This window comes from Streptomyces sp. DH12 (assembly GCF_020873895.1).
Lineage (GTDB): Bacteria > Actinomycetota > Actinomycetes > Streptomycetales > Streptomycetaceae > Streptomyces.
Map to the genome: position 1 here is coordinate 25,316 of NZ_JAHWGT010000039.1, position 25,146 is coordinate 50,461.

The following is a 25,146-nucleotide window of genomic DNA, read 5'->3' on the forward strand; positions in this document are numbered from 1 at the left end:
GCGCTTGGCGGACGAGGGGCCGGGGCCGGAACGGCCTGGCGGCTGCACGTGCGGAGCGGTACCCCCAGGCGCCCGCGCGATGGTCCTCGAACCGCTCCTCCGCGTCTCCGGGTTCGGGAACGGCCGCATGTGGTCGGATAGCCCCGTGACGAGGACCCTGTACCTGTTCTGCTCCGCCGCCCCGCCGGTCTTCGACGTCGCCCGGGTGATCGAGGACGCGCAGGCGCGTGGTTGGGACGTCTGCCTCGGGCTCACACCGAGCGCCGCGCGGTGGTTGGAGCCGAGTCTCGACGGTGCTGTACGGGAGCGACGGGTTCGTGCCCAACGAGCCGGGCCGGGGCCGCCCGGGTGAGTACCCGTGGGCGGTGGCCCTGGACGCCGTCGTGGAGGCGTGGAGTGCCGCCTCCACGTCCGGCCGGTCGTGACTTGTCCACCGAAGGAGGGAAGGACGGCGCCCCCGCTTTTGCTCGCTGCGAGGGGAGGGGGACGGGGCGCCCTCGTCAGTGGGGGCCGTGCCCGCGGTGTTCCCGTGGCGCCGGGTACGACGAAGGGCTGACCTGTTTTACCAGGTCAGCCCTTGATCGATCAGGGTGAGTAACGGGACTCGAACCCGCGACATCCTGGACCACAACCAGGTGCTCTACCAGCTGAGCTATACCCACCACGACCGGTCGTTCTTCCGACCGGCCGAGAAAAAGTGTACAGGGTCCGGGAGGGTGCTCGCGCACGCGTTTCCCCGGGGGCTTCCGGGGCCTCCCGGACCCGTGGGGGCGGGGTCAGGCCAGGGGTTCGGTGGGGAGGACGTGGCGGGCCGCGATGGTCTTCGCGGTGTCGGAGTCCGGGCCGGGCTGCGGGACGAAGATCGCCTCGCGGTAGTAGCGCAGCTCGGCGATGGACTCGCGGATGTCGGAGAGCGCCCGGTGGCTGCCGTTCTTCTCCGGGCTGTTGTAGTAGGCCCTCGGGTACCAGCGGCGGGCCAGCTCCTTGACGGAGGAGACGTCGACGATCCGGTAGTGGAGGTACGTCTCCAGGCCGGGCATGTCCCGGGCGAGGAAGCCGCGGTCGGTGCCGACGGAGTTGCCGCACAGCGGCGCCTTGCCGGGCTCCTTGACGTGCTCGCGGACGTACGCCATGACCTGTGCCTCCGCGTCGGCGAGGGTGGTGCCGCCCGCGAGCTCGTCGAGGAGTCCGGAAGCGGTGTGCATCGCGCGCACCACGTCCGGCATCGTCTCCAGGGCCGCGTCCGGCGGGCGGATGACGATGTCCACGCCCTGGCCGAGCACGTTCAGTTCCGAGTCGGTGACCAGTGCGGCCACCTCGATGAGTGCGTCGTCCGTCAACGAGAGCCCGGTCATCTCGCAGTCGATCCACACCATGCGGTCGTTCATGCGTCCACCTTAAAGGGGCCGCCGGTGGGGGCGGCGTCGTGTGACGCGTCCCCACCGGCGGCCCCTTCTCGGACGTGCCGTGCCGTCCTACGGCGCGCTGCGCTGCCCCGGGAGGCCCCGCCCGGGCGCGTACGCGTCCGCGTGGTGCTTGCCCGGGTCCACGCCCAGTCCGGCGCCCGCACCGGCCGTCGGCCGGCGCAGCCCCGGGCCCGGGCCCGCGACCTGCGTCGGGACGACCGGGTCGGCGACCGGCGGCGGCCCCCCGTCGCCCTGCGGGCGGCGGGCCCGGTAGGCGGCGCGGTAGGCGGCCGGCGACGAGCCGAGCTGCCGGCGGAAGTGGCCGCGCAGCGCCACCGGCGAGCGGAAGCCGCAGCGCCCCGCGACCTCGTCGACCGAGTAGTCGGACGTCTCCAGGAGGCGCTGCGCCTGCAGCACCCGCTGGGTGATCAGCCACTGGAGCGGCGCGCTGCCGGTGAGCGAGCGGAACCTGCGGTCGAAGGTCCGCCTGCTCATGTAGGCCCGCGCGGCGAGCGTCTCCACGTCGAACTGCTCGTGGAGGTGCTCCAGCGCCCACGCCACGACCTCGGCCAGCGGGTCGGCGCCGATCTCCTCGGGGAGGGACCGGTCCAGGTACCGCTCCTGGCCACCGCTGCGGCGCGGCGGCACGACGAGCCGCCGGGCGAGTGCCCCGGCCGCCTCCGTGCCGTGGTCCGTCCGCACGATGTGCAGACAGAGGTCGATGCCGGCCGCCGTGCCCGCCGACGTCAGCACGTCACCGTCGTCGACGAAGAGCTCCCGCGGGTCCACGTGGACCGACGGGTAGCGCTTGGCCAGCGTCGGGGCGTACATCCAGTGCGTGGTGGCGGGCCGCCCGTCCAGTAAGCCGGCGGCGGCCAGCACGAAGGCGCCGGTGCACAGGCCGACGATGCGGGCGCCCTCCTCGTGTGCGCGGCGCAGCGCGTCGAGCGCCTCGGCCGGTGGCGGCGAGGTGATCGACCGCCAGGCCGGTACGACGACGGTGCCCGCTCTGCTGATCGCTTCCAGGCCGTACGGCGCGGAGAGTTCTAGTCCCCCGGTCGTGCGCAGTGGCCCGTCCTCGCCCGCGCAGACAAGCAGCCTGTAGCGCGGAACTCCGGCGTCCTGGCGGTCGATCCCGAACACCGAGAGCGGAATGGAACTCTCGAAGATGGGCCCGCCGCTGAACAGCATGACGGCGACGACCTCGCGACGGCGGCGTCCGGACAGTTTGCGTCCGGTCTCCGGTGCGGCGGAGTCCTGGCTCATGACGCTAAGCCCCCCTCGGTGTTCGCGTCTCCTAGGTCCTGTCGCTCCTGCACGTTTCCCCTCGGTTTTGCACGAGACCCCGTTCTCCGATAGTCATGATCGAATCTACTGCGTCCCGCGCTGCCGGCGTGACAAGTTCCGTATCCGGCACTATGTCGACAAGGCAACTTGGCGCGAAGCATTCGATCACGAAGCGTTTCACCCTGAGGGCCCCGCAGGGAAGTGCGTCTCACGCTCATGGCCCATCCGCGTAGGGTGCGCGAGGCCCCTGCGGCCCTTATCCCGCAGGTGGCAAGGGGGTTCGCAGGCCATTCCGGCAAGGACCGGTGGGTCTGCTGAAGTTGGCTGAAAACATACGGGTGCGGGTGTGCGAAGCCCTCAGTCCTCCGGCGCGCTCCCCGGCCCGTGGCGCCCGCCCCGGTGCGCGCCCCCGCCCGTACGCGAGTGCCGGCCCCGGTGCGGCGCCGGAGCCCCGGCGCGCCCCCCGCCCTCCCCGGGGGGTTCGGCCGCCTGCTCGGCGGCCGGTGCCGGGGCGCGCTCGCAGCGGCGTAGCAGCACCCGGCAGGCGGCCGTCACGGCGGCGAGCCCGAGCGCGGTGCCGGCGGCCGCGGCGAACGACGTCCCGTAGAGGAGGAGGACGAAGGGGACCAGCGCGCAGCTGAAGGCCGCCCACCGCACCACCTCGCCGGCGGCGTCCGCGGGTGCCTCCGGCACCCCTGGTACCCCGGATGCGCCCGGCATACCCGCCCCGCTCCCTCCGTCCGGCGCGGCGGTGGAGACGGGGCGGGTGGCGGGGGCGGGAGCCGGGGCGGCGGCGGAGACGGAGGCGGGGGAGTCGGGGGCGGGGGAGCCGGGGGGCGGGGGCGCCGCGTGGCGCCCGGAGCCTGCCTGGGGTGCCTGCACGGGTGCTCCCTCGGGGTGGCGGCGGTCGGGTCGGGGCATCGCTGCCAAACGAGGACCGGAGTGCTCCGGTCACTGTCGGGGAGCACCGCGTGACTCTCCGGGAGGGTGCCCGAGGGCCGTGCGGAGGGCCGTGCGGAGGGCCGCCGGGGCCGCCGCCGGGCGGCTGCGGGGCCGGTTCCGGGCCGTCGCGGGGGACACCTGTAAGGGCCAACCGGCGTTGCGTCCGGGGGCGGCCTCGTGCATGCTCCCTGGAACGCCGCGTGCGCGGCGGCGGACGATGGGCACGAGAGGAGTGGCGCCGTACCCTTGGGGGTATGGGGTTGGGAAGATGATTCCCGGACACGGCTCCGTGCGCGACGTCCCTTGAACCCTTCCCACGAGGACCTTCTTCGCCGAGACACCGATGGCCGGTCACGAATTCCCTGAACCAGCCGACCGCAGGCAGGTCGCCGATTCGGCGGTGGACCCCCTGGCGGCGGAAGACGCGCGCCAGGCGTGTGACCCCGCGTTCCAGCACGGCGTCGTCGTCGGCTTCGACGGGTCCACCTCCAGCGAGCGGGCCCTCGCCTACGCGATCGGCATGGCGCGCCGGTCCGGTTCCGGCCTGATCATCGTGCACGTGGCGAACCGGCTGCCCACCACGGTGTGGGCCGGCTGCGAGCCGCCCGTCTTCGTCGACGTGCCGGACCACCGCACCGAGGTGCTGGGACTGGAGCTCGCCTGCGCCGACCACCTCTCCGAGGTGCCGTGGATCCTCGTCGAGCGGGGCGGTGACATCTGCCACGAGCTGGAGGAGGTCGGCCGCGAGTACGAGGCCGACGCCATCGTGGTCGGGTCGACCCACGGTATCGCCGGGCGCATTTTCGGATCCGTCGCGGGCCGCCTCGCGAAGCGCGCGCAGCGGCCCGTCGTGGTCATTCCCTGAGCGTTCCCCCGAGTGTTCCCCTGAGTGCTCCCCGGTGCTTTCCCGGGGCGCGTGCCCGTGGCGCCTCCGGGGTGCCGGGTAGTAATTCAATAATGAACCACATTTCCCTTCGGCGGGGCGGGCGAAAGCGCCCGGTCGGGGCGGCGGGAATGCCGCGGGTCAAGGCCGCCTCGGGGCGAGGGCCCCTGCCTCGCTTCCCGCCCCCGTGCGTCTCCAGCCCTTCGGGTGCCGTGTCCGACGGTCCGTCAACCGCCCCTGGGAGCACGTCGCCTCACCCTCCGGTCGGACACGGTCGCGACCCTGGGCCGACGCCCGCCGCCCCCGCCACCACCTAGCGTCGGGCCCATGAAGACGTCACGCACGCTGCGGTCGGCGGCGGCCGCGGCCCTCCTCGTCACGCTCGCCGCCACCGCCCCGGCCGCCCACGCGCAAACCCCCGCCCCCGGCACGCCCACCACCGCCGCCGCGCCCGCCGCCGCCCCGGACCTCCGGCAGGCCGCGCCCGACCGGCCGGCGGCGGTCGGGGTGGTCCTGCCCCGCCCCACCGGCCCGTCGGCCGTGGGCCGCTCCACCCTCCACCTCGTCGACCGCTCCCGGCAGGACCCCTGGGTGCCGGACCGGCCGCGCGAACTGATGGTCGACGTGTACCACCCGGCCCGCTCCGCGGCGGGCTCCCGCGCCCCCTACGCCGACCCGCGCGAGGCGCGGCTGCTGCTGGAGGCCGCCGGGAACCGCGACGCGACGGCGGCCGCCCGGCTCGGCGCGACCCGCACCCACAGCGTGGCCGGCGCTCGTCCCCAGGGCGGCCGCCACCCGCTGATACTGCTGTCGCCCGGGTTCGGCGCGCCCCGCTTCACCCTGACGACCCTCGCCGAGGAGTACGCGAGCCGCGGCTACGTCGTCGCCCTGGTCGACCACGCCTACGAGGCGGCCGGCACCGTCTTCCCCGGCGGGCGGCTGCTCACCTGTGTCGCCTGCGAGAAGGCGCAGACCCTGGAGGACATGCGGAAGGCCACGGTCAACCGGGGCCGGGACCTGTCGTTCGTCGTCGACCGGCTGACCGGGCCGCGGCCGGCCTGGCGGTACGCCCCGATGATCGACCGGAAGCGGATAGGCGCCGCGGGGCACTCGATCGGCGGGGCCGCCGCGGCCTCCGCCATGGCACGGGACGACCGGGTGCGGGCGGGCGTCAACATGGACGGCTCCTTCGGCGACCCCGTGCCGGCGGACGGGCTCGGGGGCCGGCCGTTCCTCATGCTCGGCACGCAGGACGAGGTGCACCTTCCCGGTGGCGGCGACCCGACCTGGGACGAGGCGTGGCGCCACCTGGACGGGTGGAAGCGCTGGCTCGGCGTGTCCGGGGCGCACCACTTCACCTTCTCGGACGTCCCCGTCCTCTTCGACCAGCTGGGCGTGGCCTACCCGGGCGACGACCCGCAGCCGACGATCGCCGCCGGCCGGGCCGTGGAGCTGACGCGCGCGTACACCGCGGCCTTCTTCGACCGGCACCTGCGCGGCCGGCCCCAGCCGCTGCTGGACGGCCCGACGGCGCAGAACCCGGAGGTGCACTTCCACGGCGACGCGCGGTGAGACCACCCGCCTGAGCCGCGCCTGAGCCGCGCCTGAGCCGCGCTTGAGCCGCGCCTGAGCCGCGCCTGAGCCGCGCCGGGTACGACGGGGCCCGGGGGGCCGGCCTGGACGGCCGGCCCCCCGGGCCCGGTGCACGGGTGAGGCGCGTGCGGCGCCTACTCCACCGTGACGGACTTGGCGAGGTTGCGCGGCTTGTCGATGTCGCGGCCCATGGCGAGGGCCGTGTGGTACGCGAAGAGCTGGAGCGGGATGCCCATGAGGATCGGGTCGAGCTCGTCCTCGTTCTTCGGCACGACGATGGTGTGGTCGGCCTTCTCCTGCTCCTGGTGCGCCACGGCGAGGATCCGGCCGCTGCGGGCCTTGATCTCCTCCAGGGCGGCCCGGTTCTTCTCCAGCAGCGAGTCGTTCGGGACGATCGCCACGGTCGGCAGGGCCGGCTCGATGAGGGCGAGCGGGCCGTGCTTCAGCTCCGAGGCCGGGTACGCCTCGGCGTGGATGTACGAGATCTCCTTGAGCTTCAGGGAGGCCTCCAGCGCCACCGGGTAGCCCCGGACGCGGCCGATGAACATCATCGACTTGGCGCCGGCGTACTCGGCGGCCAGCTCCTTGATCTCGTCCTCCAGCTTGAGGATCTCGCTGATCTGCTCCGGCAGCCGGCGCAGGCCCTCGATGATCCGCTTGCCGTCGGCGACCGACAGGTCGCGGATGCGGCCCAGGTGCAGGGCGAGCAGCGCGAACGCGACGACCGTGTTGGTGAAGCACTTGGTGGAGACCACGCAGACCTCCGGGCCGGCGTGGACGTACACGCCGCCGTCGGCCTCGCGGGCGATGGCCGAGCCGACGACGTTGACCACGCCGAGGACGCGGGCGCCCTTGCGCTTCAGCTCCTGCACGGCGGCCAGCACGTCGTACGTCTCACCCGACTGCGACACCGCGATGTAGAGGGTGTCGGGGTCGACGACCGGGTTGCGGTAGCGGAACTCGGAGGCCGGCTCGGCGTCGGCGGGGATGCGCGCCATGCCCTCGATGAGGCCCGCGCCGATCATGCCGGCGTGGTAGGAGGTGCCGCAGCCGAGGATCTTCACGCGGCGGATGCCGCGCGCCTCGCGGGCGTCGAGGTTCAGGCCGCCCAGGTGCACGGTGGAGAACTTCTCGTCGATGCGGCCGCGCAGCACGCGGTCCACGGCGTCGGCCTGCTCCGAGATCTCCTTGTGCATGTACGTGTCGTGGCCGCCCATGTCGTAGGAGGCGGCCTCCCACTCGACGGTCTCGGGCGTCGCCGTGGTGAGCGTGCCGGAGGTGGTGTACGTGCGGAACTCGTCGGCCTTGAGGGTGGCCATCTCGCCGTCGTCGAGGGTGACGATCTGGCGGGTGTGGGCGATCAGCGCGGCGATGTCGGAGGCGACCAGCATCTCCTTCTCGCCGATGCCGAGGACGACGGGGGAGCCGTTGCGGGCGACGACGATGCGGTCGTTGAAGTCGGCGTGCATGACGGCGATGCCGTACGTGCCCTCGACGACCTTCAGCGCCTCGCGGACCTTCTCCTCCAGCGACTCGGCCTGCGAGCGGGCGATCAGGTGGGTGAGGACCTCGGTGTCGGTCTCCGAGGCGAAGACCACGCCGTCCGCCTCCAGCTTGGCGCGGAGCTCGGCGGCGTTGTCGACGATGCCGTTGTGGACGACGGCGACCTTGTTCTCGGGGTCCAGGTGCGGGTGCGAGTTCACGTCGCTCGGGGCGCCGTGGGTGGCCCAGCGGGTGTGGGCGATGCCGGTGGTACCGGTGAAGCGCTTGGGGACGCGGGCTTCCAGGTCGCGGACCCGGCCCTTGGCCTTGACCATCTTCAGGCCGCTCGACTTGGGGCTGGTGATGACCATGCCCGCCGAGTCGTACCCCCGGTACTCCAGCCGCGCCAGACCCTCCAGCAGCAGCGGAGCCACGTCGCGCTTGCCGATGTAACCGACGATTCCGCACATAAGGTGTTGCCCCTCCAGGTTCGTTGTGTGTGCCCGGCCGACGCTCAGCCGTAGACGATGCGGCGCAGCTGCCGGAGCGAGAGTTCCGGTGGCGCCACGGCGCGGTGCGGCAGCTCCGCCGCGATCCGCTCGAAGATCTCCGCGTTCACGGCGCCGCCCGCCTGGAGCTCGCGGTGGCGGCGGCGGACGTACTCCTCGGTCGTCTCGTCGAAGTACGCCAGCACGTCGAGCACCACCCGGGCGGCCTCACCGCGCTGCAGCGCGGTGCTGCGCACCAGGTGGTCGATGAGGTCGTCGTGTGACGGGCGGCGATCGAGCACCCGTCGATATTGGAGTACGGGCAGGTCGATGGCAACATTTCTGCCCGATGTCGGGCAGAGGGGGGTCCGTTTTGGTCAGAGTTGTTGGAGAACGGCCCGTTTGGCGGTGGTGAACTCCTCATCGGTGAGGACGCCCGACCGGTGCAGCTCGCCCAGCTCCCGCAGCCGCCGCAGCAGGACGTCGTGGTCGGGGGCGGAAGCCGGCACCGCCGCGGGCGGCGGCGCGTCCGCCGCCGGGGCGTTCGGGTGCGGCAGCCGGGCCACCACGGCCGCCCCGACCAGCGCCATCAGCGGGTCCTTGCGGAAGCCGTACAGCTCCACGGCGTACGGGTCGTACTTGGGGGCCGGGGGAGAGGCCGGCGCCCCGACCGCCAACCGGAAGCGCAGGTAGCCGTTGTCCAACCCGACGGCCGGCAGCCACTCCACCGCCCGCACGTCGGCCAGTGCCAGGGTGCGGGCGCCCCCCGAGGACTTGGAGTCCTCCGTCTTCCAGTTCCACTCCAGGCGGACGGCCTCCCCGTCGAAGGTCACCGTGCCGTCCCCCGCCCCCACGGTGAGGGGCACCGGCGGGCCGGGCAGCAGGTACCTGTCCACGGGGCCCGTCTCCGTCTGCTCCAGCAGCATCGCGCGGCGCACCTCGTCCACGAAGTACTCCGCCACCCCGCTCCGGTCGCCTCCCACCGCGAGCCGGTAGGGGTCCGAGCCGTCCGCCAGCCTGCCCCCGGTGACCCGCAGCAGCGGATCGGCGCCGTCCCGCAGCCGCAGCCGCAGCCGCCCGGTCTTCCGGCCCGGCTCGAACGAGATGCCCGCCAGCGCGTCGAGGGGTACGGCGACCTCGCCCAGGGTCTGGCGCAGCAGCCCCACGCCCTTGTCGCCACCCGGCACGATCCGTATGACGTCCCCGTCGAAACTCCAGGTCCCGTCCTTCTGGATGATTTCCGTCATGCCGAGGATTCTGACACCGGACGCGGAAAGCCGGGGCGCCGGACGGGGGACCGTACCCCGTCCGACGCCCCGGCCGGCCCTGGTTACGCGAACCGCGCGATCGGGTTGACCAGCGTGCCCGCGAACTGCAGCGCGCCGGACGGGTCCGCGAGGTCCACCATCTGCCTGTTGTCCCGCAGCTGGAGGCGGTTCAGGCAGGACAGAGTGAACTCCTCCGCGAAGAGGTCGTACCGCTTGAACTTCTCCGCCAGCTCCGGCACGGACTCCTGGTAGGCGGTGACGCACTCGGCGACCGTCCGCCAGAACGTCTCCTCGTCCAGGACGCCCTCGGAGTCCAGCGTCGCGCCCAGGAAGCGGAAGAAGCAGTCGAAGACGTCCGTGAAGACCGACAGCAGCTTCTGGTCCTCCGGCACCTCGACCCGGATCCGCTCCACGGCCGGCGGCAGCACCGCGTCCGGGTCCATGACGACGATCTCCTCGGCGATGTCCTTGAAGATCGCCCGCTGCACGGTGCCGTCCTCGATGACGAGGATGACGTTCTCGCCGTGCGGCATCCACGCCAGGTCGTAGGCGTAGAAGGTGTGCAGGATCGGCAGCAGGTAGGCGTCCAGGTAGCGGCGCAGCCACCGGTCGGGGGCGAGCCCCGACTCGGCGATCAGCGCACCCGCGAAGGACGCGCCCTCGTGGTCGACGTGGAGGAGCGACGCCATGGTGGCGAGCCGCTGACCGGGCTCCAGGGACGGGACCGGGCTCTCACGCCACAGCGCGGCGAGCATCTTCCGGTAGGGCGAGTACCGGTCGGTGGCGGCCTCGTACTCCAGGTGCCGGTAGCCGACCGCCGCCCGCTCGCGGATGATCGAGAAGCGGGCCGCCCGCAGGACGTCGTCGCCGTCGATCAGCCGGGCCAGCCAGTCGTTGATCGCGGGCGTGGCCTTCATGTACGCGGCCGACAGGCCCCGCATGAAGCCCATGTTCAGCACGGACAGGGCCGTCTTCACGTAGTGCTTGGCCGGGTCGCTCGTGTTGAAGAACGTCCGGATCGACTGCTGGGCCAGGTACCGGTCGTCGCCCTCGCCGAGGTACACCAGCCGCTGCCGGGCGATCTCGGCGGCGAAGGTGACGGTCAGCTTGTTCCACCACTGCCAGGGGTGGACCGGCACGAGGAGGTAGTCGGCCATGTCCAGGCCGCGCTCCGCGAGGGTGCGGGCGAAGCCGTCGACGACGGCGTCGCCCAGCTCGGCCCGGACGAACGCGTCGTACTCGATGTCCTCGCCCGCCGTGAAGTCCGTGCGGTCCCGGTGCGCGGCCAGCCACACCAGCCGCAGCGGGCTGGCGGCCTCGGGCGCGTACGCGTGGTACTCGTCGACGCCGAAGCCCAGCCGGCCGTTGTTGGCGACGAAGCACGGGTGGCCCTCGGTCATGCCCGTCTCGACCGCCTGGAAGTCCGCCCGCGCCAGCTCCGCGGCGCTCACCGGCGTCTTCGCGGACTTGTAGGCGGTGCCGGAGAGCGTCGAGGAGATCTCCTCCAGGTACACGGGCAGGATCTCGTCGCTCAGGCCCAGCGCGCCCCGCAGCTCGATCACGAACTCCAGGGCGTCCACCGGCAGCTCGCGGCCGTCGCGGTGGCGGCTGACGGAGTCGGCGTACACCTGCCAGTGGTCCAGGGCGAAGCGGCCCGCGGTGAAGCGGTACTCGGTGGCGCCGTCGTCGCTGAGGACGCGGTAGCGGCCCTCGCCGAGCGGCTGCGGGTCGAGCAGCCGCTCGTGGGCGAACTCCGCGAGGGCCTTGCGGACCAGGAGGCGGTTGGCGTGCTCCCAGCGCTCGGGGGTGAGGTGGGCGACGGCGTCGGCGCCGCGCGCCAGGGCGGTGCCCGCCGGGGTGCCGGTGGCGGTCGTCTCGCTCATCGGGTCGCTCCCACTGCCGCCTCGAACGCCTCTCGCGTGCACACGCTGAGCAGGGCTTCCTTCTCCGGTTTGGCGATCTTGTCGACGGGGACGAAGCCGACCGCCTCGTTCAGGGCGTGCACGGCGGTGTTGCGGACGTCCGGCTCGACCACGACGCGGCGGGTGGCCGGGTCGGCGAACAGCTCCGCCATGACGGCGGTGATGACGGCGCGGGTGAAGCCGTGGACCGGGGTGTCCGTCGGCGCGACGAGGAAGTGCATGCCGACGTCGCCGGGCAGCGGGTCGTACAGCCCGACCAGCTCGACGTGCGCCGGGTCGTACCGCTCCATGAGGAAGGCGGGCTCGCCGTCGAGGAGGCCGATGAAGGCGTCGTGGTGCGGGTGGGCGGCGATGGCCATGTACTCCCGCTCCACGTCCTGCAGCTTGTGGTCCTGCATCAGCCAGAACGACGCCTTCGGGTGCGTGACCCAGCCGTGGACCAGCTCGGCGTCCGTCAGGGGGTCGAGCGGACGGAACGTGAACGTGCCTATGCCGGGGACGGTGGTGCCGGTGGTGCTCATACGGTGAACTCCTGGAACGCGATGGACTTCTCGACGGGGTAGTACTCGGTCCCCAGCAGCTCACGGATGATGTAGGAGTTGCGGTACGCCCCCATGCCCAGGTCGGGCGAGGTGACCGAGTGGGCGTGCACCCCGGCGTTCTGGAGGAAGACCCCGCGGCCGGTGGTGTCGATCGAGTAGTTGCGGGCGATGTCGAACCGGCCGCGGGAGTCCCAGCGCAGCCGGTCGCGGACGGGTTCCAGGAACGCGGGCACGCTGTACTTGTAGCCGGTGGCGAGGACCAGGCCCTCGGTGCGGATCTCGTACTCCTTGCCCTGCTCCTCCTGGCGCAGGCCCAGCGTGTACGTGCCGGTCGCCTCGTCGTGGGAGGCGGAGTGCAGCGCGGAGTTGGTGAGCAGCCGCGTGGGGACCGGGCCGTCCAGGTTCTTCTGGTACAGCAGGTCGAAGATGGCGTCGATCAACTCGCCGTTGATGCCCTTGAAGAGGCCCTTCTGCGCGGTCTCCAGGCGGTAGCGGGTCTCCTCCGGCAGGGCGTGGAAGTAGTCGATGTACTCGGGGGAGGTCATCTCCAGCGTGAGCTTGGTGTACTCCAGCGGGAAGAAGCGCGGGGAGCGGGTCACCCAGTTCAGCTGGTAGCCGTGGACGTCGATCTCGGAGAGCAGGTCGTAGTAGATCTCGGCCGCGCTCTGCCCGCTGCCCACGAGCGTGATGGACTTCTTCGCCTTCAGCGCCTCGCGGCCCTGCATGTACCGGGAGTTGTGCAGCAGGTCGCCGCCCAGGCCCTGGCACGCCTCCGGGACGTACGGCGGGGTGCCGGTGCCCAGGACGAGGCGGCGGGCGCGGTACGTCTCGCCGCCCTCGGTGTGGACGACGTACACCTCGCCCTCGGTGTCGTACTCGACGCGGCTGACCGTCGTGCCGAAGCGGACGCTGCTCAGCTTCCCGGCGGCCCAGCGGCAGTAGTCGTTGTACTCGGCGCGCAGCGGATAGAAGTTCTCGCGGATGTAGAACGAGTACAGTCGGCCCTTCTCCTTCAGGTAGTTCAGGAAGGAGTACGGCGAGGTCGGGTCGGCGAGGGTGACGAGGTCCGACATGAACGGCGTCTGGAGGTGCGCGCCCTCCAGGAACATCCCCGAGTGCCACTCGAAGTCCGGCTTCGACTCCAGGAAGAGGCCGTCGAGCTCCGCGATGGGCTCGGTCAGGCAGGCCAGGCCCAGGTTGAACGGACCCAGTCCGATACCGAGGAAATCAAGAGGCGTGGACAAGGTTCTCTCCCAGGTACTGCTCGGCGTGGCCGGCTATCAGATCGAGGACGGCGGCGATGTCGTGCACGGTCGTCTCGGGGTTGAGCAAGGTGAACTTGAGGTACTGGCGGCCGTCGACCTTCGTGCCGGCGACGACGGCCTCGCCCGACGCGAAGAGCGCCTTGCGGGCGTGGAGGTTGGCCCGGTCGATCTCCGCGGGGGAGGTGACGGCGGCCGGGACGTAGCGGAAGACGAGGGTGGAGAGCGAGGGCTGGACCACGACGTCGTACCGCGGGTCGGCGGCGAGCATCTCCCACCCCTCGGCGGCCAGGTCGCACACCTCGTCGAAGAGCTGCCCCACGCCGTCGGCGCCCATGACGCGCAGCGTCAGCCACAGCTTCAGCGCGTCGAAGCGGCGGGTCGTCTGGAGCGACTTGTCGACCTGGTTGGGGATGCGCTCGGCGACCGTGCGGCGCGGGTTGAGGTAGTCCGCGTGGTAGGTGGCGTGGCGCAGGGTCGCCCCGTCGCGGACCAGCACGGCGGAGGAGCTGACGGGCTGGAAGAACGACTTGTGGTAGTCGACGGTGACCGAGTCGGCCAGCTCGATGCCGTCCAGGAGGTGGCGGCGGGTGGGGGAGGCCAGCAGCCCGCAGCCGTAGGCGGCGTCGACGTGCATCCAGGCGCCGTACTCGGCGGCCAGGGCGGCGATCTCCGGCAGCGGGTCGATGGAGCCGAAGTCGGTGGTGCCCGCGGTGGCGACGATCGCCATCGGGACGAGCCCCTCGGCGGCGCAGCGGGCCAGCTCGGCGGCGAGGACGACGCTCTGCATCCGGCGGTCGCGGTCGCAGGGGATGGAGACGACGGAGGAGCGGCCCATGCCGAGGAGCTGCGCGGACTTCTGGACGCTGAAGTGGCTGCACTCGGAGGAGAAGATCCGCAGTTTCGTCAGGTCGTCCGTCTTGGCCTCCTCCCGGGCCAGCAGCAGCGCCTGGAGGTTGGACTGGGTGCCGCCGCTGGTGAAGACGCCGTCGGCGGCCTCGCCGAAGCCGATGCGGCCGGTGGTCCAGTCGATGAGGCGGCGCTCGATGAGCGTGCCGCCGGCGCTCTGGTCCCAGGTGTCGAGGGAGGAGTTCACCGCCGAGAGGACGGCCTCGCCGAGGACGGCCGGGATGACGACCGGGCAGTTGAGGTGCGCCAGGTAGCGGGGGTGGTGGAAGTACACCGCGTCACGCAGGTACAGGTCCTCCAGCTCGTCCAGGGCGGCGGAGGCGTCGCCCAGCGGGCGGTCCAGGTCGACCGCGTCGACGAGCGGCGCGAGGTCGTCGGGGGTGGCGCCGCTGAAGGGCTGCCGGGTGGTGGCGATCTTGCGCGCCACCCGCTCGACTCCTTCGGTGACGGAACGCCGGTACTGCTCCGCCGTTGCGTCATTGAGCAGGTGCGAGCGCATGCGACATCCTCCCGGATGCAGGGACTTGACCGTCCCTCAGGGACAGGATGAGGGCGAGGGACGCGGTGTTGCTTAGGTTAGCCTAACCTAAGTTGATGTTCAACGTCTCCTCGGCCCCCGAGAAGGGGCGTGCGGACGTGCGGACGCGCCGGTGCGGCGCGCCCCGAAGGGCGCGCCGCGGGTGGCGCGGTCGCACGGTGGTGCGAGTGGTGCCGGTGGTACAGCGCGGTGCCGGTGGTGCCGGTGTGCCGGTGGTGCCGTCGTGCGGGTGGTGCGGTGCTGACGTGCCGTCGTACGGGCGGTACGGGTCAGGACTCGCTGTCGGCGTCGGGCTCGGGGACCTCGCGCAGGGCGTCCTCGCTCAGCCCCTTGCGCCAGTATCCGACGAACGTGACGCGACGGCGATCGAACTTCCGCTCGTTCACCAGGTGGCGGCGCAGCGCCTTCACGACGCCCGACTCGCCGGCGATCCAGGCGTACGGCGCCTCGCCCTCCAGCCGCGCGGCGCGGACCGCCTCCACGGCCGGGGGCGCGCCCTCCTCCCGCACCAGCCAGGTCACGGTGGCGTCCGCGGCGGTGCGCGGCTCCACGCGGTCGCCGGCGTGCGGCACCTCCAGCCACACCCGGGCGCGGATGCCGGCCGGGAGCCGCTCCAGTACGGCCGAGGCGGCGGGCAGGGCCGTCTCGTCGGCCCAGATCAGCACCTCGTCGGCGTCGGCGGGCAGCCGGAAGCGGACACCGGTGTTGTCCGCCACAGTCGGACCGAGGACCGCGACGCGGTCGCCCTCCACCGCCCGCTGCGCCCAGGCGCACGCGGGCCCGCCGTCGGGGTGGACGGCGAAGTCGATGTCGACCTCGACCGTCCCGTCGCCGGTACGCCGCTGCTCCCGCACGGTGTAGGAGCGCATCACGGCCCGTACGTCGTCGTCCATGGCCCGCCAGGCGCCGAGCGCGCCGTACAGGTCGCCGTCGACGACCGGCGGCATCACCGGCTCCGGCTGGCCCGGGTGGGGGAGGAACAGCGACAGGCTCTGGTCGTGGCCCCCGGAGACGAAGCCCGACAGGTCCTCGTCACCGGCGCCGGTGAAGGTGACGCGGACCAGCGACGGTCCGAGCCGCCGCGTCCGCGCCACCCGCAGGGCGAAGAAGGCGAAGGGCAGCGCGGGGGCCTCGGCGGGCTCGGTCGCCTCGGTGGGCTCGGCGGGCTCGGTGGTCGTCATGGGGTCAGGCCACCTTCTTGGCGTTCTCGATGGCCTCGGCGAGGTCCTCCAGGAGCGGCGCGCACTTCTCGTACGAGTAGATCGGCTCCGTGACGCGCGGGATGACCTGGCCGGCCTTGACGGCGGGCAGCTGGGCCCAGGTCGGCTTCGACGCCAGGTCCTTGGGCTGGATGGCCGAGGTGCGGTTGTCCATCATGATGATGTCGGCCGGGTACTTGTCGACGTTCTCCCAGCTCAGGCCCTCGAACCAGCCGGCCGCGTCGAGCTTGGTCGGGACGACGACGTTGACGCCGAGCTCCTTGAAGTACAGCGTGTCCGTCGGCCGGGCCGGGGTGGAGACGTAGAAGAGGTCGGCGCTCGCCGAGCCGATGAGCACCCGGATCCCGGGGTTCGCCTTGGCGGCGGCGCGCAGCCGGGCGGCGGCCTTCTCGAAGCGGGCCTTGCTGTCGGCTATCGCCTTGGTCTTCACGTCGGCGCCCAGGCTCTCGGCCAGGTCCACGTGACGCTGGATCACCTTGGGCATCGACTGGTCGGCGGCCCACAGCGCGACGCTCGGGGCGAGCTTGAGGATCTTGTCCTTCGACTCGTCCGGCACGTACCAGAGGGCGTCCTTCTCCCACATGTCCGTGATGAGGAGCTCGGGCTGGAGCTTGATGTACTCCTCGATGTTGAACTCGCCCCAGACGTTGCCGATGACCTTGACCTTGTTCACGTCGAGGTCGCCGGCCTGCACGTCGGGCTTGCCGTCGGCGGTCTTGGTGGGGCCGAAGACGCCCTTCACCTCGACGCCGAAGTCGTGCAGCGCCGCCGCCATGCCCGTGAAGGCCACGATGTTCTTCGGCGTGGTCTTCGCCTCGGCCGCCACGCCGCGGTCGTCGGTGAACTTCCACGGGCCCGACGCGGCGGCGCTCTTGTCGGCGCCCTTGCCGCCGTCCGCCTCCTTGCCGCCGCACGCGGCGAGAGCGGCGCCCAGGCCGAGGGCGCCGCCCGCAGCGAGGAGACCGCGTCGGGTGAGATGGGTGGCTCGGGCGTTGCTGGGCATGGCGGAGTCGCTTTCGTACGGCCGGATCCGGCCAGTGGGCAAGTTCGAGGGTAGGTTAGCCTAACCTCAGATCTTGTCCAGGGGGTGACTCCCGGTTGTTCCCTTGATCACGCGGAGAGGCCGAGCTCCCGGGCGATGAGCATGCGCTGCACCTCGCTCGTGCCCTCGCCGATCTCCAGGATCTTCGAGTCCCGCCACATCCGCGCCACCGGATACTCGTTCATGAAGCCGTAGCCGCCGTGGATCTGGGTCGCCTCGCGGGCGTTGTCGACCGCCACCGTCGAGGAGTACAGCTTCGCCAGCGCGGCCTCCTTCTTGAACGGCTCGCCCAGCACCAGCCGGGACGCCGCGTCCCGCCAGCCGATCCGGGCCATGTGCGCCCGCATCTCCATGTCGGCCAGCTTGAACTGGATGGCCTGGTTGTCGCCGATGGGCCGGCCGAAGGCGCGGCGCTCCTTCGCGTACCGCACCGACTCGTCCACACAGCCCTGCGCCAGCCCGGTGGCGAGTGCCGCGATGGCGATGCGGCCCTCGTCCAGGATGCGCAGGAACTGGGCGTACCCGCGGCCCTCCTCGCCCAGCAGGTTCGCGGCCGGCACGCGAACGTCGGAGAAGGACAGCTCGCGGGTGTCCGAGGCGTTCCAGCCGACCTTCGAGTACGGCGCCGCGACGGTGAAGCCGGGCGTGCCCGCGGGGACGATGAGGGAGGAGATCTCCGGGCGGCCGTCCTCCTTGCGGCCCGTCACCGCGGTCACCGTGACCAGGCCGGTGATGTCCGTACCGGAGTTGGTGATGAAGCACTTGGTGCCGTTGACGACCCACTCGTCGCCGTCGCGCACGGCCGTCGTGCGCGTCCCGCCCGCGTCCGAGCCGCAGTCGGGCTCCGTCAGGCCGAACGCGCCCAGCAGCTCACCGGAGCACAGCCGCGGCAGCCACTCCCGCTTCTGCTCCTCCGTGCCGAACCGGAAGATCGGCATCGCGCCCAGCGAGACGCCCGCCTCCAGCGTGATGGCGACCGAGGAGTCGACGCGGGCCAGCTCCTCCAGCGCGATGCCCAGCGCCAGGTAGTCGCCGCCCATCCCGCCGTACTCCTCCGGGAAGGGCAGGCCGAACAGCCCCATCCGGCCCATGTCCCGCACGATCTCGTACGGGAACTCGTGCCGCTCGTAGAAGTCGCCGATCTTCGGCGCGACGACGTCGTGTGCGAACTCCTCGACCGTGCGGCGGAGTTCTTCCAGCTCGGCGGGCAGGCGGTGGTCCATCGGTGATCACTGCTCCTTGTGGGACAGGGCGCGGACGGTGCGGGAGGGGCTGGGCCGGCCCAGCCGGTCGGCCATCCAGGCGCTCGTGGCGACGAGACGGCCGAGGTCGACCCCGGTGTCGATGCCGAGTCCGCTCAGCATCCACACGAGGTCCTCGGTGGCGAGGTTGCCGGTGGCGGACTTGGCGTACGGGCAGCCGCCGAGCCCGCCGGCGGAGGCGTCGACGGTGGTGACGCCGTGCCGGAGCGCGGCCAGCGTGTTGGCGAGGGCCTGCCCGTAGGTGTCGTGGAAGTGCACCCCCAGCGCGCCGACCGGGACGCCGGCCTCGCCGAGCGCGTCGAGCAGCGCGGTGACGTGGCCGGGCGTGGCCACGCCGATGGTGTCGCCGAGGCTCAGCTCGTCGCACCCCATGTCGAGCAGGGCCCGGCACACCCGCACCACCTGGGGGAGGGGTACCGCGCCCTCCCAGGGGTCGCCGAAGCACATCGACAGGTAGCCGCGCACGTGCACCTCCGCGGCCTTGGCGCGGGCCACCACCGGCTCGAACATCGCCAGCGCCCCGTCCACCGTGCGGTTGAGGTTGGCCCGCGCGAAGGACTCGGTGGCGCTGGCGAAGACGGCGACGCGGGTGGCGTCCAGCGCCAGGGCGCGGTCGAGCCCGCGCTCGTTGGGGACGAGGACGGGCAGCGCCACGGGCAGGTCCCGGACGAGCGGGAAGAGCCGTTCGGCGTCGGCCAGCTGCGGCACCCACTTCGGGTGGACGAAGCTCGTCGCCTCGACCGTGGTCAGCCCGGCGTCCGCGAGGCGCCGGACGAACTCCGCCTTCACCTCGGTCGGTACGACGCCCTGCTCGTTCTGCAGGCCGTCGCGGGCGCCCACCTCGTGGATCCGCACCCGCGCGGGCAGCCCCGGCGCGGGGACGGTCATGGGAAGGCCCGGAGCGGCGCTCACGCTTCCTCCTCCTTCGGGACCACCACGGCCAGCACCTGGTCCATGGCGACGGTGGTGCCGGGCGTGACGTCCAGCTCGGCGACGGTGCCGTCGTGCGGGGCGGAGATGACGTGCTCCATCTTCATCGCCTCCACCACCAGCAGCCCCTGACCGGCCGTCACCTCGTCGCCCACGGCGACCTTGACGACCGTGACCGTGCCGGGCATGGGCGCGGTGAGGGAGTCGGCGCCCGCGTGGGCCGCGCCGGTGAGCGACGCCTCGACGGGGTCGTGGTCCAGCACGTTCCACGCGTCGCCGTCCCGGCCCAGCCAGGTCCCGGCGCGGTGGAAGGTGTGGGTGACGCCGTCCACGGTGACGGTCACCCGGTCCTCGTCCACGCGCGCCCCGGCGCGGGCCCGGCGGGCGACCGGCTCGTGCCCGGGGACGCGCAGCCAGTGCTCCACCGGCACGGCCCCGCCGCCCAGCCGCCAGCCGCTCGGCACCGAGAACGGGTCGGTCCAGCCGCGCGCGTCCGGGGCGGGCCGCAGCCGGGCCTCGCGCACCGCCGCCGCGGCCTCGTACACCTCCTCCGGCACGCCCTCGGGGACCAGCCCGTCCACCTCGCGCTCCACCAGGCCCGTGTCCAGGTCGCCGGCGACGACGTCCGGGTGGGCGAGGAGGCGGCGCAGGAACCCGGCGTTCGTCGGGACGCCGAGGGTGACCGTGCCGGCCAGGGCGGCGCGCAGCCTGCGCAGCGCGGTGGGCCGGTCGGGGGCGTGGACGACGACCTTGGCCAGCATCGGGTCGTACAGGCTGGACACCTCGGTGCCCTCGCTGAGGCCCGAGTCGGTCCGCACGCCCTCGCCGGCCGGCTCGGACAGGGCCAGCACCGTGCCGCCCGACGGGAGGAAGCCCCGCGAGGGGTCCTCGGCGCACAGGCGCGCCTCGATGGAGTGGCCGGTCAGGGCGACGTCGTCCTGGGAGAAGCCGAGGCGCTCCCCGGCGGCCACCCGCAGCTGCCACTCCACCAGGTCCACGCCCGTCACCAGCTCGGTGACGGGGTGCTCCACCTGAAGGCGGGTGTTCATCTCCATGAAGTAGTACTGGGAGGGGTCGCCGCCCGGGACGATGAACTCCACCGTGCCGGCGCCCCGGTAGCCGCAGGAGCGGGCCGCCTGCACGGCCGCCTCGCCCATCGCGGCGCGCGTCGCCTCGTCCAGCAGGACCGACGGCGCCTCCTCGACGACCTTCTGGTGGCGGCGCTGAAGGGAGCACTCGCGTTCACCGAGGTGGACGACGGCGCCGTGGCCGTCGGCGAGGACCTGGATCTCGATGTGCCGGGGCCGGTCGATCCACCGCTCCACCAGCAGCGTGTCGTCGCCGAAGGAGGCCCGCGCCTCGCGGCGGGCCGCCGCGATCTCGTCCGCCAGCGCCGACTCGGCGCGCACGAGCCGCATGCCCTTGCCGCCGCCGCCCGCCGAGGGCTTCAGCAGCACCGGCATGCCGATGTCGCGGGCCGCCGCGGCCAGCTCCCCGTCGGTGAGACCGCTGCCCGACGAGCCGGGCACGACCGGCACGCCGGCCGCCTTCACGGTCTCCTTGGCGCGGATCTTGTCCCCCATCAGGGAGATCGCGGAGGCCGGCGGCCCGATGAAGACCAGCCCCGCGTCCTCGCACGCCTGCGCGAACGCGGCGTTCTCCGCGAGGAAGCCGTACCCCGGGTGCACCGCCTCGGCGCCGGTGCGCGCGGCGGCCTCCAGCAGCCGGTCCACGCGCAGGTAGCTCTCGGTCGCGGCGGGCGGGCCGATCCGCACGGCGGTGTCCGCCTCCCGGACGTGCCGGGCGTCGGCGTCCGCGTCGCTGAAGACGGCGACCGAGCGGATGCCGAGGGCCCGCAGCGTCCGGATGACGCGAACCGCGATCTCGCCCCGGTTGGCGACAAGAACAGTCGTGAACATCAGTCCCTCACATCCGGAAGACGCCGAAGCCGGGTTCACCCAGCGGGGCGTTGGCGCAGGCGGTCAGGGCCAGACCCAGCACCTGGCGGGTCTCCAGCGGGTCGATGACCCCGTCGTCCCACAGCCGGGCCGTCGCGTAGTAGGCGCTGCCCTGCTGCTCGTACTGGGCGCGGACGGGGGCCTTGAACTCCTCCTCCGCCTCCGCCGACCACTCCTCGCCGCGCGCCTCCAGCTGGTCGCGCTTGACCGTGGCGAGGACCGACGCGGCCTGCTCGCCGCCCATGACGGAGATCTTGGCGTTGGGCCACATCCACAGGAAGCGGGGGCCGTACGCCCGGCCGCACATCGAGTAGTTGCCCGCGCCGTACGAGCCGCCGACGACGACCGTCAGCTTCGGCACGCGCGTGCACGCGACGGCGGTGACCATCTTCGCGCCGTGCTTGGCGATGCCGCCCGCCTCGTAGTCCCGGCCCACCATGAAGCCGGAGATGTTCTGGAGGAACAGCAGCGGCACGCCCCGCTGGTCGCACAGCTCGATGAAGTGCGCGCCCTTCTGCGCGGACTCGGAGAAGAGGATGCCGTTGTTGGCGACGATCCCCACCGGGTGGCCGTGGATCCGGGCGAAGCCCGTGACGAGCGTCTGGCCGTACTCCGCCTTGAACTCCTGGAAGCGCGAGCCGTCGACGACCCGGGCGATGACCTCCCGCACGTCGAACGGCGTGCGCGGGTCGACCGGGACCGCGCCGTACAGCCCCGCCGGGTCGACCTTCGGCTCCTCGACCGGCTCCACCGACCAGGGCAGCTCCCCGCGCGCGGGGAGCGTCGCGACGATGTTCCGCACGATCCGCAGGGCGTGCGCGTCGTCCTCCGCGAGGTGGTCGGTGACGCCGGAGGTCCGGGAGTGGACCTCCCCGCCGCCCAGCTCCTCCGCGGTGACGACCTCGCCCGTCGCGGCCTTCACCAGCGGCGGGCCGCCCAGGAAGATCGTGCCCTGGTTGCGCACGATGACGGCCTCGTCGCTCATCGCCGGGACGTACGCCCCGCCGGCCGTGCACGACCCGAGGACGGCGGCGATCTGCGGGATCCCCGCGCCCGACATGCGGGCCTGGTTGTAGAAGATCCGGCCGAAGTGCTCCCGGTCGGGGAAGACCTCGTCCTGCATCGGCAGGAACGCGCCGCCCGAGTCGACCAGGTACACGCAGGGCAGCCGGTTCTCCAGGGCCACCTCCTGCGCGCGCAGGTGCTTCTTGACCGTCATCGGGTAGTACGTGCCGCCCTTGACCGTGGCGTCGTTGGCGACGACCACGACCTCGCGGCCCGCGACCCGGCCGATCCCCGCGACCACCCCGGCGGCGGGCGCCTGGTCGCCGTACATGCCGTTCGCGGCGAGCGGCGCCAGCTCCAGGAAGGGCGAGCCCGGGTCCAGGAGCGTGTCGACGCGGTCGCGCGGGAGCAGCTTGCCGCGTGCCGTGTGCCGGGCGCGCGCCTTCTCGCCGCCGCCCAGCCGGGCGGCGGCGAGCCGCGCCCGGAGGTCGTCGACGAGCTCCCGGTGCGCCGCCTCGTTGGCCTGCCAGGCCGGCGACGCGGGATCCGCCGCGCCGGCCAGCACAGGTGCCTGCTGCATCGTGTCGAGCCCCCTTGCCCGTACGAGAGCGTTAATGAGCGTTAACGTGTGTCCCTCAGGTTAACGAGCGCTAACCGCGTTGTCTAGAATCGATCCATGACCACCAGGACCGACGCCCCGACCCGCCGCGAGCAGATCCTCAAGGAGGCCGCGCGCCTCTTCGCCGAGCGCGGCTTCCACGGCGTGGGCGTCGACGAGATAGGCGCGGCGGTCGGCATCAGCGGCCCCGGCCTCTACCGGCACTTCGCCGGCAAGGACGCCATGCTCGCCGAGCTGCTCGTCGGCATCAGCGAACGGCTCCTCGACGGCGGCCGCCGCCGCGTGGCCGAGTCCGACGGCGACCCGCGCGCGCTGCTCGCCGCGCTCATCGACGGGCACATCGACTTCGCGCTCAACGACCGCTCGCTGATCACTCTGCACGACCGCGAGCTGGACCGCCTCCGCGACACCGACCGCAAGCGGGTCCGCCAGCTCCAGCGGCAGTACGTCGAACTGTGGGTCGACGCCGTCCGCGCCACCTACCCCGAGCTGGGGGAGCCCGACGCCCGCGCCGCCGTCCACGCGGTGTTCGGCCTGCTCAACTCCACCCCGCACCTCGGCCCCGCCGGCGCCCTCACCAGCCACGGAAGCACGGCCGCCCTGCTCCACCGCCTCGCCCGGGGCGCCTTCGCCGCGGCGGGCACGGGCGTGCGGGGCGCCTGACGGGACCGGGCGCCCGCCCCCGGGCCCGCCGTACGCCCCCCGGGTGACCGCCGTGCCCCGACCCGCGCCGGGTACGGCGGAGGCCGGCCGGGCGGGTGCACCGCCCGACCGGCCTCGCGGGCCGCGCCCGGATCAGCAGGCGTACGTGGTGGCGTCCCGGGCCGAGCCCCAGTTGCACGCCGAGAGGGAGCCGGCCGAGGTGTTGTCGTCCCGGCTGCCGGGCTTCTTCAGCCGCAGGTCGGGGTTGCGCGTGCCGGCCTCGTTGGGCAGGACGTGCCGGGCGTACCCGCGGTAGATGTGGTGCCAGCCGGCGCTGTCCCGGTGGTTCGTGCCGCTGCCGGTGTGCACGTAGGCCCGCGCGCCCGCCGGCAGGCTGTACGAGGGCAGGGCCCGGCCGTAGGTGTTGGACGTGATGTCCGGGACGTGGCCGCCGGTGTTCACCGCCCGCGCCGTGACGTTCTTGATGACGAAGTACTCGCCGTTGACGTTGACCTGCCGGCCGTCCTTCGTGTCCGCGCCGGCGGCGTTGGGCCGCACGTGCGTGACCATCAGGGAGCCCGTCGTGGAGGCGGCGTGGCCGATCGACGGCAGGGCGGCGAGGCAGAGCGCGGCCGTCGCCAGGGCGGCGGCGCGTGTCGCACGGTTCAAAGAGGTGCCCTTCTTGCTGCGGTGCCGGGGCGCGTGGCGGCCCGGCCGGTCCGGGACCGCGCGTCCCGGGAGCGAGGGGGGTGGCCGGCGCCCAGTCTGCCCGGCCGCGGGGCCGTTCCGGGGCGTTTTCCCTACAATCGGCGCGGACCGTCGAACCCACGGCCGTCCACGCCCCGGAACGGCTCGGCCACGCGCCGTACCGGGCGGCACAATGGGGGGATGCCGATACCCAGCCGCCCCGCCCTCGTCGAGCACCTCGTCCGCACGCGCATCGCGGGCGACGTCGCCACGCCCCGCGACAACAACCTCTCCCACTACCGCAAGCTGGCGAACGGCGACCGCCACTACTGGCTGGGTCTGGAGCTGGGCGACCGCTGGACCGACGAGCAGGACGTCCTCGCCGTGATGGCCGAGCGCTGCGGCGTGATCGACGACCCCGCCCACCGCGCCGGGCAGGACACCATCGACCCGGAACTGACCGTCGACGCCCTGGACCGGATGGCGGCCCGCCTGCGCAAGGCCGCCGCCGGCCGGGAACGCGTCCTGTTCGCGACCGGCCACCCCGGCGCGCTCCTCGACGTGCACAGCCGCACCGCCGCCGCGCTGCGCGCCGCCGGGTGCGACGTCGTACGGATCCCCGGCGGCCTGCACGCCGACGAGGGCTGCGTCGTGCAGTTCGCCGACGTCGCGGTCTTCGAGCGCGGCGCCACCCTGTGGCACACCCACTCGCCCGAGCCGATGAACGCCGTACTCGACGGGCTGCGCGCCCTGGACCAGCCGCTGCCCGACCTGGTCGTCGCCGACCACGGCTGGGCCGGCCGCGCCGCCCAGCGCGGCATCGACACCGTCGGCTACGCCGACTCCAACGACCCGGCGCTCTTCGTCGCCGAGGCGGAGGGCACCCTCCAGGTCACCGTCCCCCTCGACGACCACGTCGTGGACCCGCGCTTCTACGAGCCGATGACCCAGTACCTCCTGAACGCGGCGGGCCTGCTCTGAGCAGTCCGGGCCCCGTCGCCCGGCGCCCGGCGGGGCGGCCGCTCACCGGCCGCCCGGGGGCGCCACCCACGCCGTCGCCTGCCCGGTGGCCCGCGCCACCGTCTCGAAGTCCGCGTCGTAGTGCAGGACGGTGAGCCCCGACAGCTCGGCCGTGGCGGCGACGAGCAGGTCGACCGGCCCGGCGCCGCGGTGCTCGCCGCGCTCCGTGAGCGCCCGCTGCACGGCGCCTGCCCGCTGGTACACCCCGTCGGGGGCGGGGGGTGCCCGCCCCGCGGGGG

At 73.0% G+C, this 25,146-nt stretch carries 22 protein-coding genes, 1 tRNA gene and 1 pseudogene; 5 read left to right on the forward strand and 19 right to left on the reverse strand.

What is annotated here, in order from left to right; genetic code table 11:
• Window positions 1–145: 145 nt before the first annotated feature.
• Window positions 146–352: a hypothetical protein gene (locus LPA54_RS27745; protein ID WP_228982667.1), complete on the forward strand. Its 207-nt coding sequence runs from the start codon at window positions 146–148 to the stop codon at window positions 350–352.
• A gap of 237 nt (window positions 353–589) precedes the next feature.
• Here LPA54_RS27745 and LPA54_RS27750 read toward each other — a convergent pair.
• The 4 genes from LPA54_RS27750 to LPA54_RS27765 all read right to left on the reverse strand — a co-directional run bounded on the left by LPA54_RS27750 (window position 590) and on the right by LPA54_RS27765 (window position 3,413).
• Window positions 590–662: transfer RNA gene (locus LPA54_RS27750), tRNA-His, on the reverse strand.
• A gap of 114 nt (window positions 663–776) precedes the next feature.
• On the reverse strand, window positions 777–1,388 hold the full coding sequence (gene orn / locus LPA54_RS27755) for an oligoribonuclease (protein WP_228982669.1): 612 nt from the start codon (window positions 1,386–1,388) through the stop codon (window positions 777–779).
• 87 nt (window positions 1,389–1,475) lie between these two features.
• Window positions 1,476–2,672: a helix-turn-helix domain-containing protein gene (locus tag LPA54_RS27760; protein ID WP_228982670.1), complete on the reverse strand. Its 1,197-nt coding sequence runs from the start codon at window positions 2,670–2,672 to the stop codon at window positions 1,476–1,478.
• A gap of 378 nt (window positions 2,673–3,050) precedes the next feature.
• Complete coding sequence (locus LPA54_RS27765) at window positions 3,051–3,413, reverse strand: hypothetical protein (RefSeq protein ID WP_228982727.1); 363 nt, start codon at window positions 3,411–3,413, stop codon at window positions 3,051–3,053.
• 565 nt (window positions 3,414–3,978) lie between these two features.
• Between LPA54_RS27765 and LPA54_RS27770 the strand changes: the two genes are divergently transcribed.
• Both LPA54_RS27770 and LPA54_RS27775 read left to right on the forward strand, forming a co-directional pair.
• Window positions 3,979–4,500: a universal stress protein gene (locus tag LPA54_RS27770; protein ID WP_228982671.1), complete on the forward strand. Its 522-nt coding sequence runs from the start codon at window positions 3,979–3,981 to the stop codon at window positions 4,498–4,500.
• 345 nt (window positions 4,501–4,845) lie between these two features.
• Window positions 4,846–6,090: an alpha/beta hydrolase gene (locus LPA54_RS27775; RefSeq protein ID WP_228982672.1), complete on the forward strand. Its 1,245-nt coding sequence runs from the start codon at window positions 4,846–4,848 to the stop codon at window positions 6,088–6,090.
• A gap of 155 nt (window positions 6,091–6,245) precedes the next feature.
• Here the strand turns inward: LPA54_RS27775 and glmS are convergent, their stop codons facing one another.
• The 13 genes from glmS to LPA54_RS27840 all read right to left on the reverse strand — a co-directional run bounded on the left by glmS (window position 6,246) and on the right by LPA54_RS27840 (window position 22,519).
• On the reverse strand, window positions 6,246–8,063 hold the full coding sequence (gene glmS / locus LPA54_RS27780; RefSeq protein ID WP_228982673.1) for a glutamine--fructose-6-phosphate transaminase (isomerizing): 1,818 nt from the start codon (window positions 8,061–8,063) through the stop codon (window positions 6,246–6,248).
• 44 nt (window positions 8,064–8,107) lie between these two features.
• Window positions 8,108–8,383, reverse strand: coding sequence for a hypothetical protein (locus LPA54_RS27785; RefSeq protein WP_228982675.1), 276 nt, complete (start codon window positions 8,381–8,383; stop codon window positions 8,108–8,110).
• A 75-nt stretch (window positions 8,384–8,458) separates the two neighbouring features.
• Entirely contained in the window at window positions 8,459–9,328 is an 870-nt protein-coding gene (locus tag LPA54_RS27790) for a DUF4429 domain-containing protein (RefSeq protein ID WP_228982677.1), read from the reverse strand.
• An 83-nt stretch (window positions 9,329–9,411) separates the two neighbouring features.
• Entirely contained in the window at window positions 9,412–11,232 is a 1,821-nt protein-coding gene (locus LPA54_RS27795; RefSeq protein WP_228982678.1) for an IucA/IucC family siderophore biosynthesis protein, read from the reverse strand.
• Complete coding sequence (locus LPA54_RS27800; protein ID WP_228982680.1) at window positions 11,229–11,792, reverse strand: GNAT family N-acetyltransferase; 564 nt, start codon at window positions 11,790–11,792, stop codon at window positions 11,229–11,231. The genes LPA54_RS27795 and LPA54_RS27800 overlap by 4 nt, the downstream gene beginning before the upstream one ends.
• Window positions 11,789–13,057, reverse strand: coding sequence for a lysine N(6)-hydroxylase/L-ornithine N(5)-oxygenase family protein (locus LPA54_RS27805; protein ID WP_228982682.1), 1,269 nt, complete (start codon window positions 13,055–13,057; stop codon window positions 11,789–11,791). The genes LPA54_RS27800 and LPA54_RS27805 overlap by 4 nt, the downstream gene beginning before the upstream one ends.
• Window positions 13,041–14,483, reverse strand: a complete 1,443-nt coding sequence (locus tag LPA54_RS27810) for an aspartate aminotransferase family protein (RefSeq protein ID WP_228982688.1) — start codon at window positions 14,481–14,483, stop codon at window positions 13,041–13,043. The genes LPA54_RS27805 and LPA54_RS27810 overlap by 17 nt, the downstream gene beginning before the upstream one ends.
• Before the next feature lie 308 nt (window positions 14,484–14,791).
• Entirely contained in the window at window positions 14,792–15,703 is a 912-nt protein-coding gene (locus tag LPA54_RS27815; RefSeq protein WP_228982691.1) for a siderophore-interacting protein, read from the reverse strand.
• A 4-nt stretch (window positions 15,704–15,707) separates the two neighbouring features.
• Window positions 15,708–16,745, reverse strand: a complete 1,038-nt coding sequence (locus LPA54_RS27820) for an ABC transporter substrate-binding protein (protein WP_228982692.1) — start codon at window positions 16,743–16,745, stop codon at window positions 15,708–15,710.
• Between the two features lie 107 nt (window positions 16,746–16,852).
• Window positions 16,853–18,007, reverse strand: a complete 1,155-nt coding sequence (locus LPA54_RS27825) for an acyl-CoA dehydrogenase family protein (protein ID WP_228982694.1) — start codon at window positions 18,005–18,007, stop codon at window positions 16,853–16,855.
• A 6-nt stretch (window positions 18,008–18,013) separates the two neighbouring features.
• Window positions 18,014–18,934 (reverse strand): hydroxymethylglutaryl-CoA lyase, encoded by a 921-nt coding sequence (locus tag LPA54_RS27830; RefSeq protein ID WP_228982728.1) that lies wholly within the window; start codon window positions 18,932–18,934, stop codon window positions 18,014–18,016.
• A 20-nt stretch (window positions 18,935–18,954) separates the two neighbouring features.
• Complete coding sequence (locus LPA54_RS27835) at window positions 18,955–20,895, reverse strand: acetyl-CoA carboxylase biotin carboxylase subunit (RefSeq protein WP_228982696.1); 1,941 nt, start codon at window positions 20,893–20,895, stop codon at window positions 18,955–18,957.
• Window positions 20,896–20,902: 7 nt separating this feature from the next.
• The gene (locus LPA54_RS27840; RefSeq protein WP_228982697.1) at window positions 20,903–22,519 is read right to left on the reverse strand and encodes a carboxyl transferase domain-containing protein; all 1,617 of its coding nucleotides are present in this window, start codon (window positions 22,517–22,519) and stop codon (window positions 20,903–20,905) included.
• Window positions 22,520–22,615: 96 nt separating this feature from the next.
• Here LPA54_RS27840 and LPA54_RS27845 point away from each other — a divergent pair, with 96 nt between their 5' ends.
• The gene (locus LPA54_RS27845; RefSeq protein ID WP_228982699.1) at window positions 22,616–23,221 is read left to right on the forward strand and encodes a TetR/AcrR family transcriptional regulator; all 606 of its coding nucleotides are present in this window, start codon (window positions 22,616–22,618) and stop codon (window positions 23,219–23,221) included.
• 132 nt (window positions 23,222–23,353) lie between these two features.
• Here the strand turns inward: LPA54_RS27845 and LPA54_RS27850 are convergent, their stop codons facing one another.
• Complete coding sequence (locus LPA54_RS27850) at window positions 23,354–23,869, reverse strand: hypothetical protein (protein ID WP_228982700.1); 516 nt, start codon at window positions 23,867–23,869, stop codon at window positions 23,354–23,356.
• Window positions 23,870–24,088: 219 nt separating this feature from the next.
• Between LPA54_RS27850 and LPA54_RS27855 the strand changes: the two genes are divergently transcribed.
• Window positions 24,089–24,868, forward strand: coding sequence for a phosphatase (locus tag LPA54_RS27855; protein WP_228982702.1), 780 nt, complete (start codon window positions 24,089–24,091; stop codon window positions 24,866–24,868).
• A gap of 42 nt (window positions 24,869–24,910) precedes the next feature.
• Here the strand turns inward: LPA54_RS27855 and LPA54_RS27860 are convergent.
• Window positions 24,911–25,126, reverse strand: a pseudogene (locus LPA54_RS27860) (PIN domain-containing protein); the annotation flags it as partial.
• Window positions 25,127–25,146 lie beyond the last annotated feature (20 nt).

Coding starts and splice junctions, on each gene's coding strand:
- orn (WP_228982669.1), bottom strand. CDS start 1,388: ATGAACGACCGCATGGTGTGGATCGACTGCGAGATGACCGGGCTCTCG.
- LPA54_RS27760 (WP_228982670.1), bottom strand. CDS start 2,672: ATGAGCCAGGACTCCGCCGCACCGGAGACCGGACGCAAACTGTCCGGA.
- LPA54_RS27765 (WP_228982727.1), bottom strand. CDS start 3,413: ATGCCGGGCGCATCCGGGGTACCAGGGGTGCCGGAGGCACCCGCGGAC.
- LPA54_RS27770 (WP_228982671.1), top strand. CDS start 3,979: ATGGCCGGTCACGAATTCCCTGAACCAGCCGACCGCAGGCAGGTCGCC.
- LPA54_RS27775 (WP_228982672.1), top strand. CDS start 4,846: ATGAAGACGTCACGCACGCTGCGGTCGGCGGCGGCCGCGGCCCTCCTC.
- glmS (WP_228982673.1), bottom strand. CDS start 8,063: ATGTGCGGAATCGTCGGTTACATCGGCAAGCGCGACGTGGCTCCGCTG.
- LPA54_RS27790 (WP_228982677.1), bottom strand. CDS start 9,328: ATGACGGAAATCATCCAGAAGGACGGGACCTGGAGTTTCGACGGGGAC.
- LPA54_RS27795 (WP_228982678.1), bottom strand. CDS start 11,232: ATGAGCGAGACGACCGCCACCGGCACCCCGGCGGGCACCGCCCTGGCG.
- LPA54_RS27800 (WP_228982680.1), bottom strand. CDS start 11,792: ATGAGCACCACCGGCACCACCGTCCCCGGCATAGGCACGTTCACGTTC.
- LPA54_RS27810 (WP_228982688.1), bottom strand. CDS start 14,483: ATGCGCTCGCACCTGCTCAATGACGCAACGGCGGAGCAGTACCGGCGT.
- LPA54_RS27815 (WP_228982691.1), bottom strand. CDS start 15,703: ATGACGACCACCGAGCCCGCCGAGCCCACCGAGGCGACCGAGCCCGCC.
- LPA54_RS27820 (WP_228982692.1), bottom strand. CDS start 16,745: ATGCCCAGCAACGCCCGAGCCACCCATCTCACCCGACGCGGTCTCCTC.
- LPA54_RS27825 (WP_228982694.1), bottom strand. CDS start 18,007: ATGGACCACCGCCTGCCCGCCGAGCTGGAAGAACTCCGCCGCACGGTC.
- LPA54_RS27830 (WP_228982728.1), bottom strand. CDS start 18,934: ATGACCGTCCCCGCGCCGGGGCTGCCCGCGCGGGTGCGGATCCACGAG.
- LPA54_RS27835 (WP_228982696.1), bottom strand. CDS start 20,895: ATGTTCACGACTGTTCTTGTCGCCAACCGGGGCGAGATCGCGGTTCGC.
- LPA54_RS27840 (WP_228982697.1), bottom strand. CDS start 22,519: ATGCAGCAGGCACCTGTGCTGGCCGGCGCGGCGGATCCCGCGTCGCCG.
- LPA54_RS27845 (WP_228982699.1), top strand. CDS start 22,616: ATGACCACCAGGACCGACGCCCCGACCCGCCGCGAGCAGATCCTCAAG.
- LPA54_RS27855 (WP_228982702.1), top strand. CDS start 24,089: ATGCCGATACCCAGCCGCCCCGCCCTCGTCGAGCACCTCGTCCGCACG.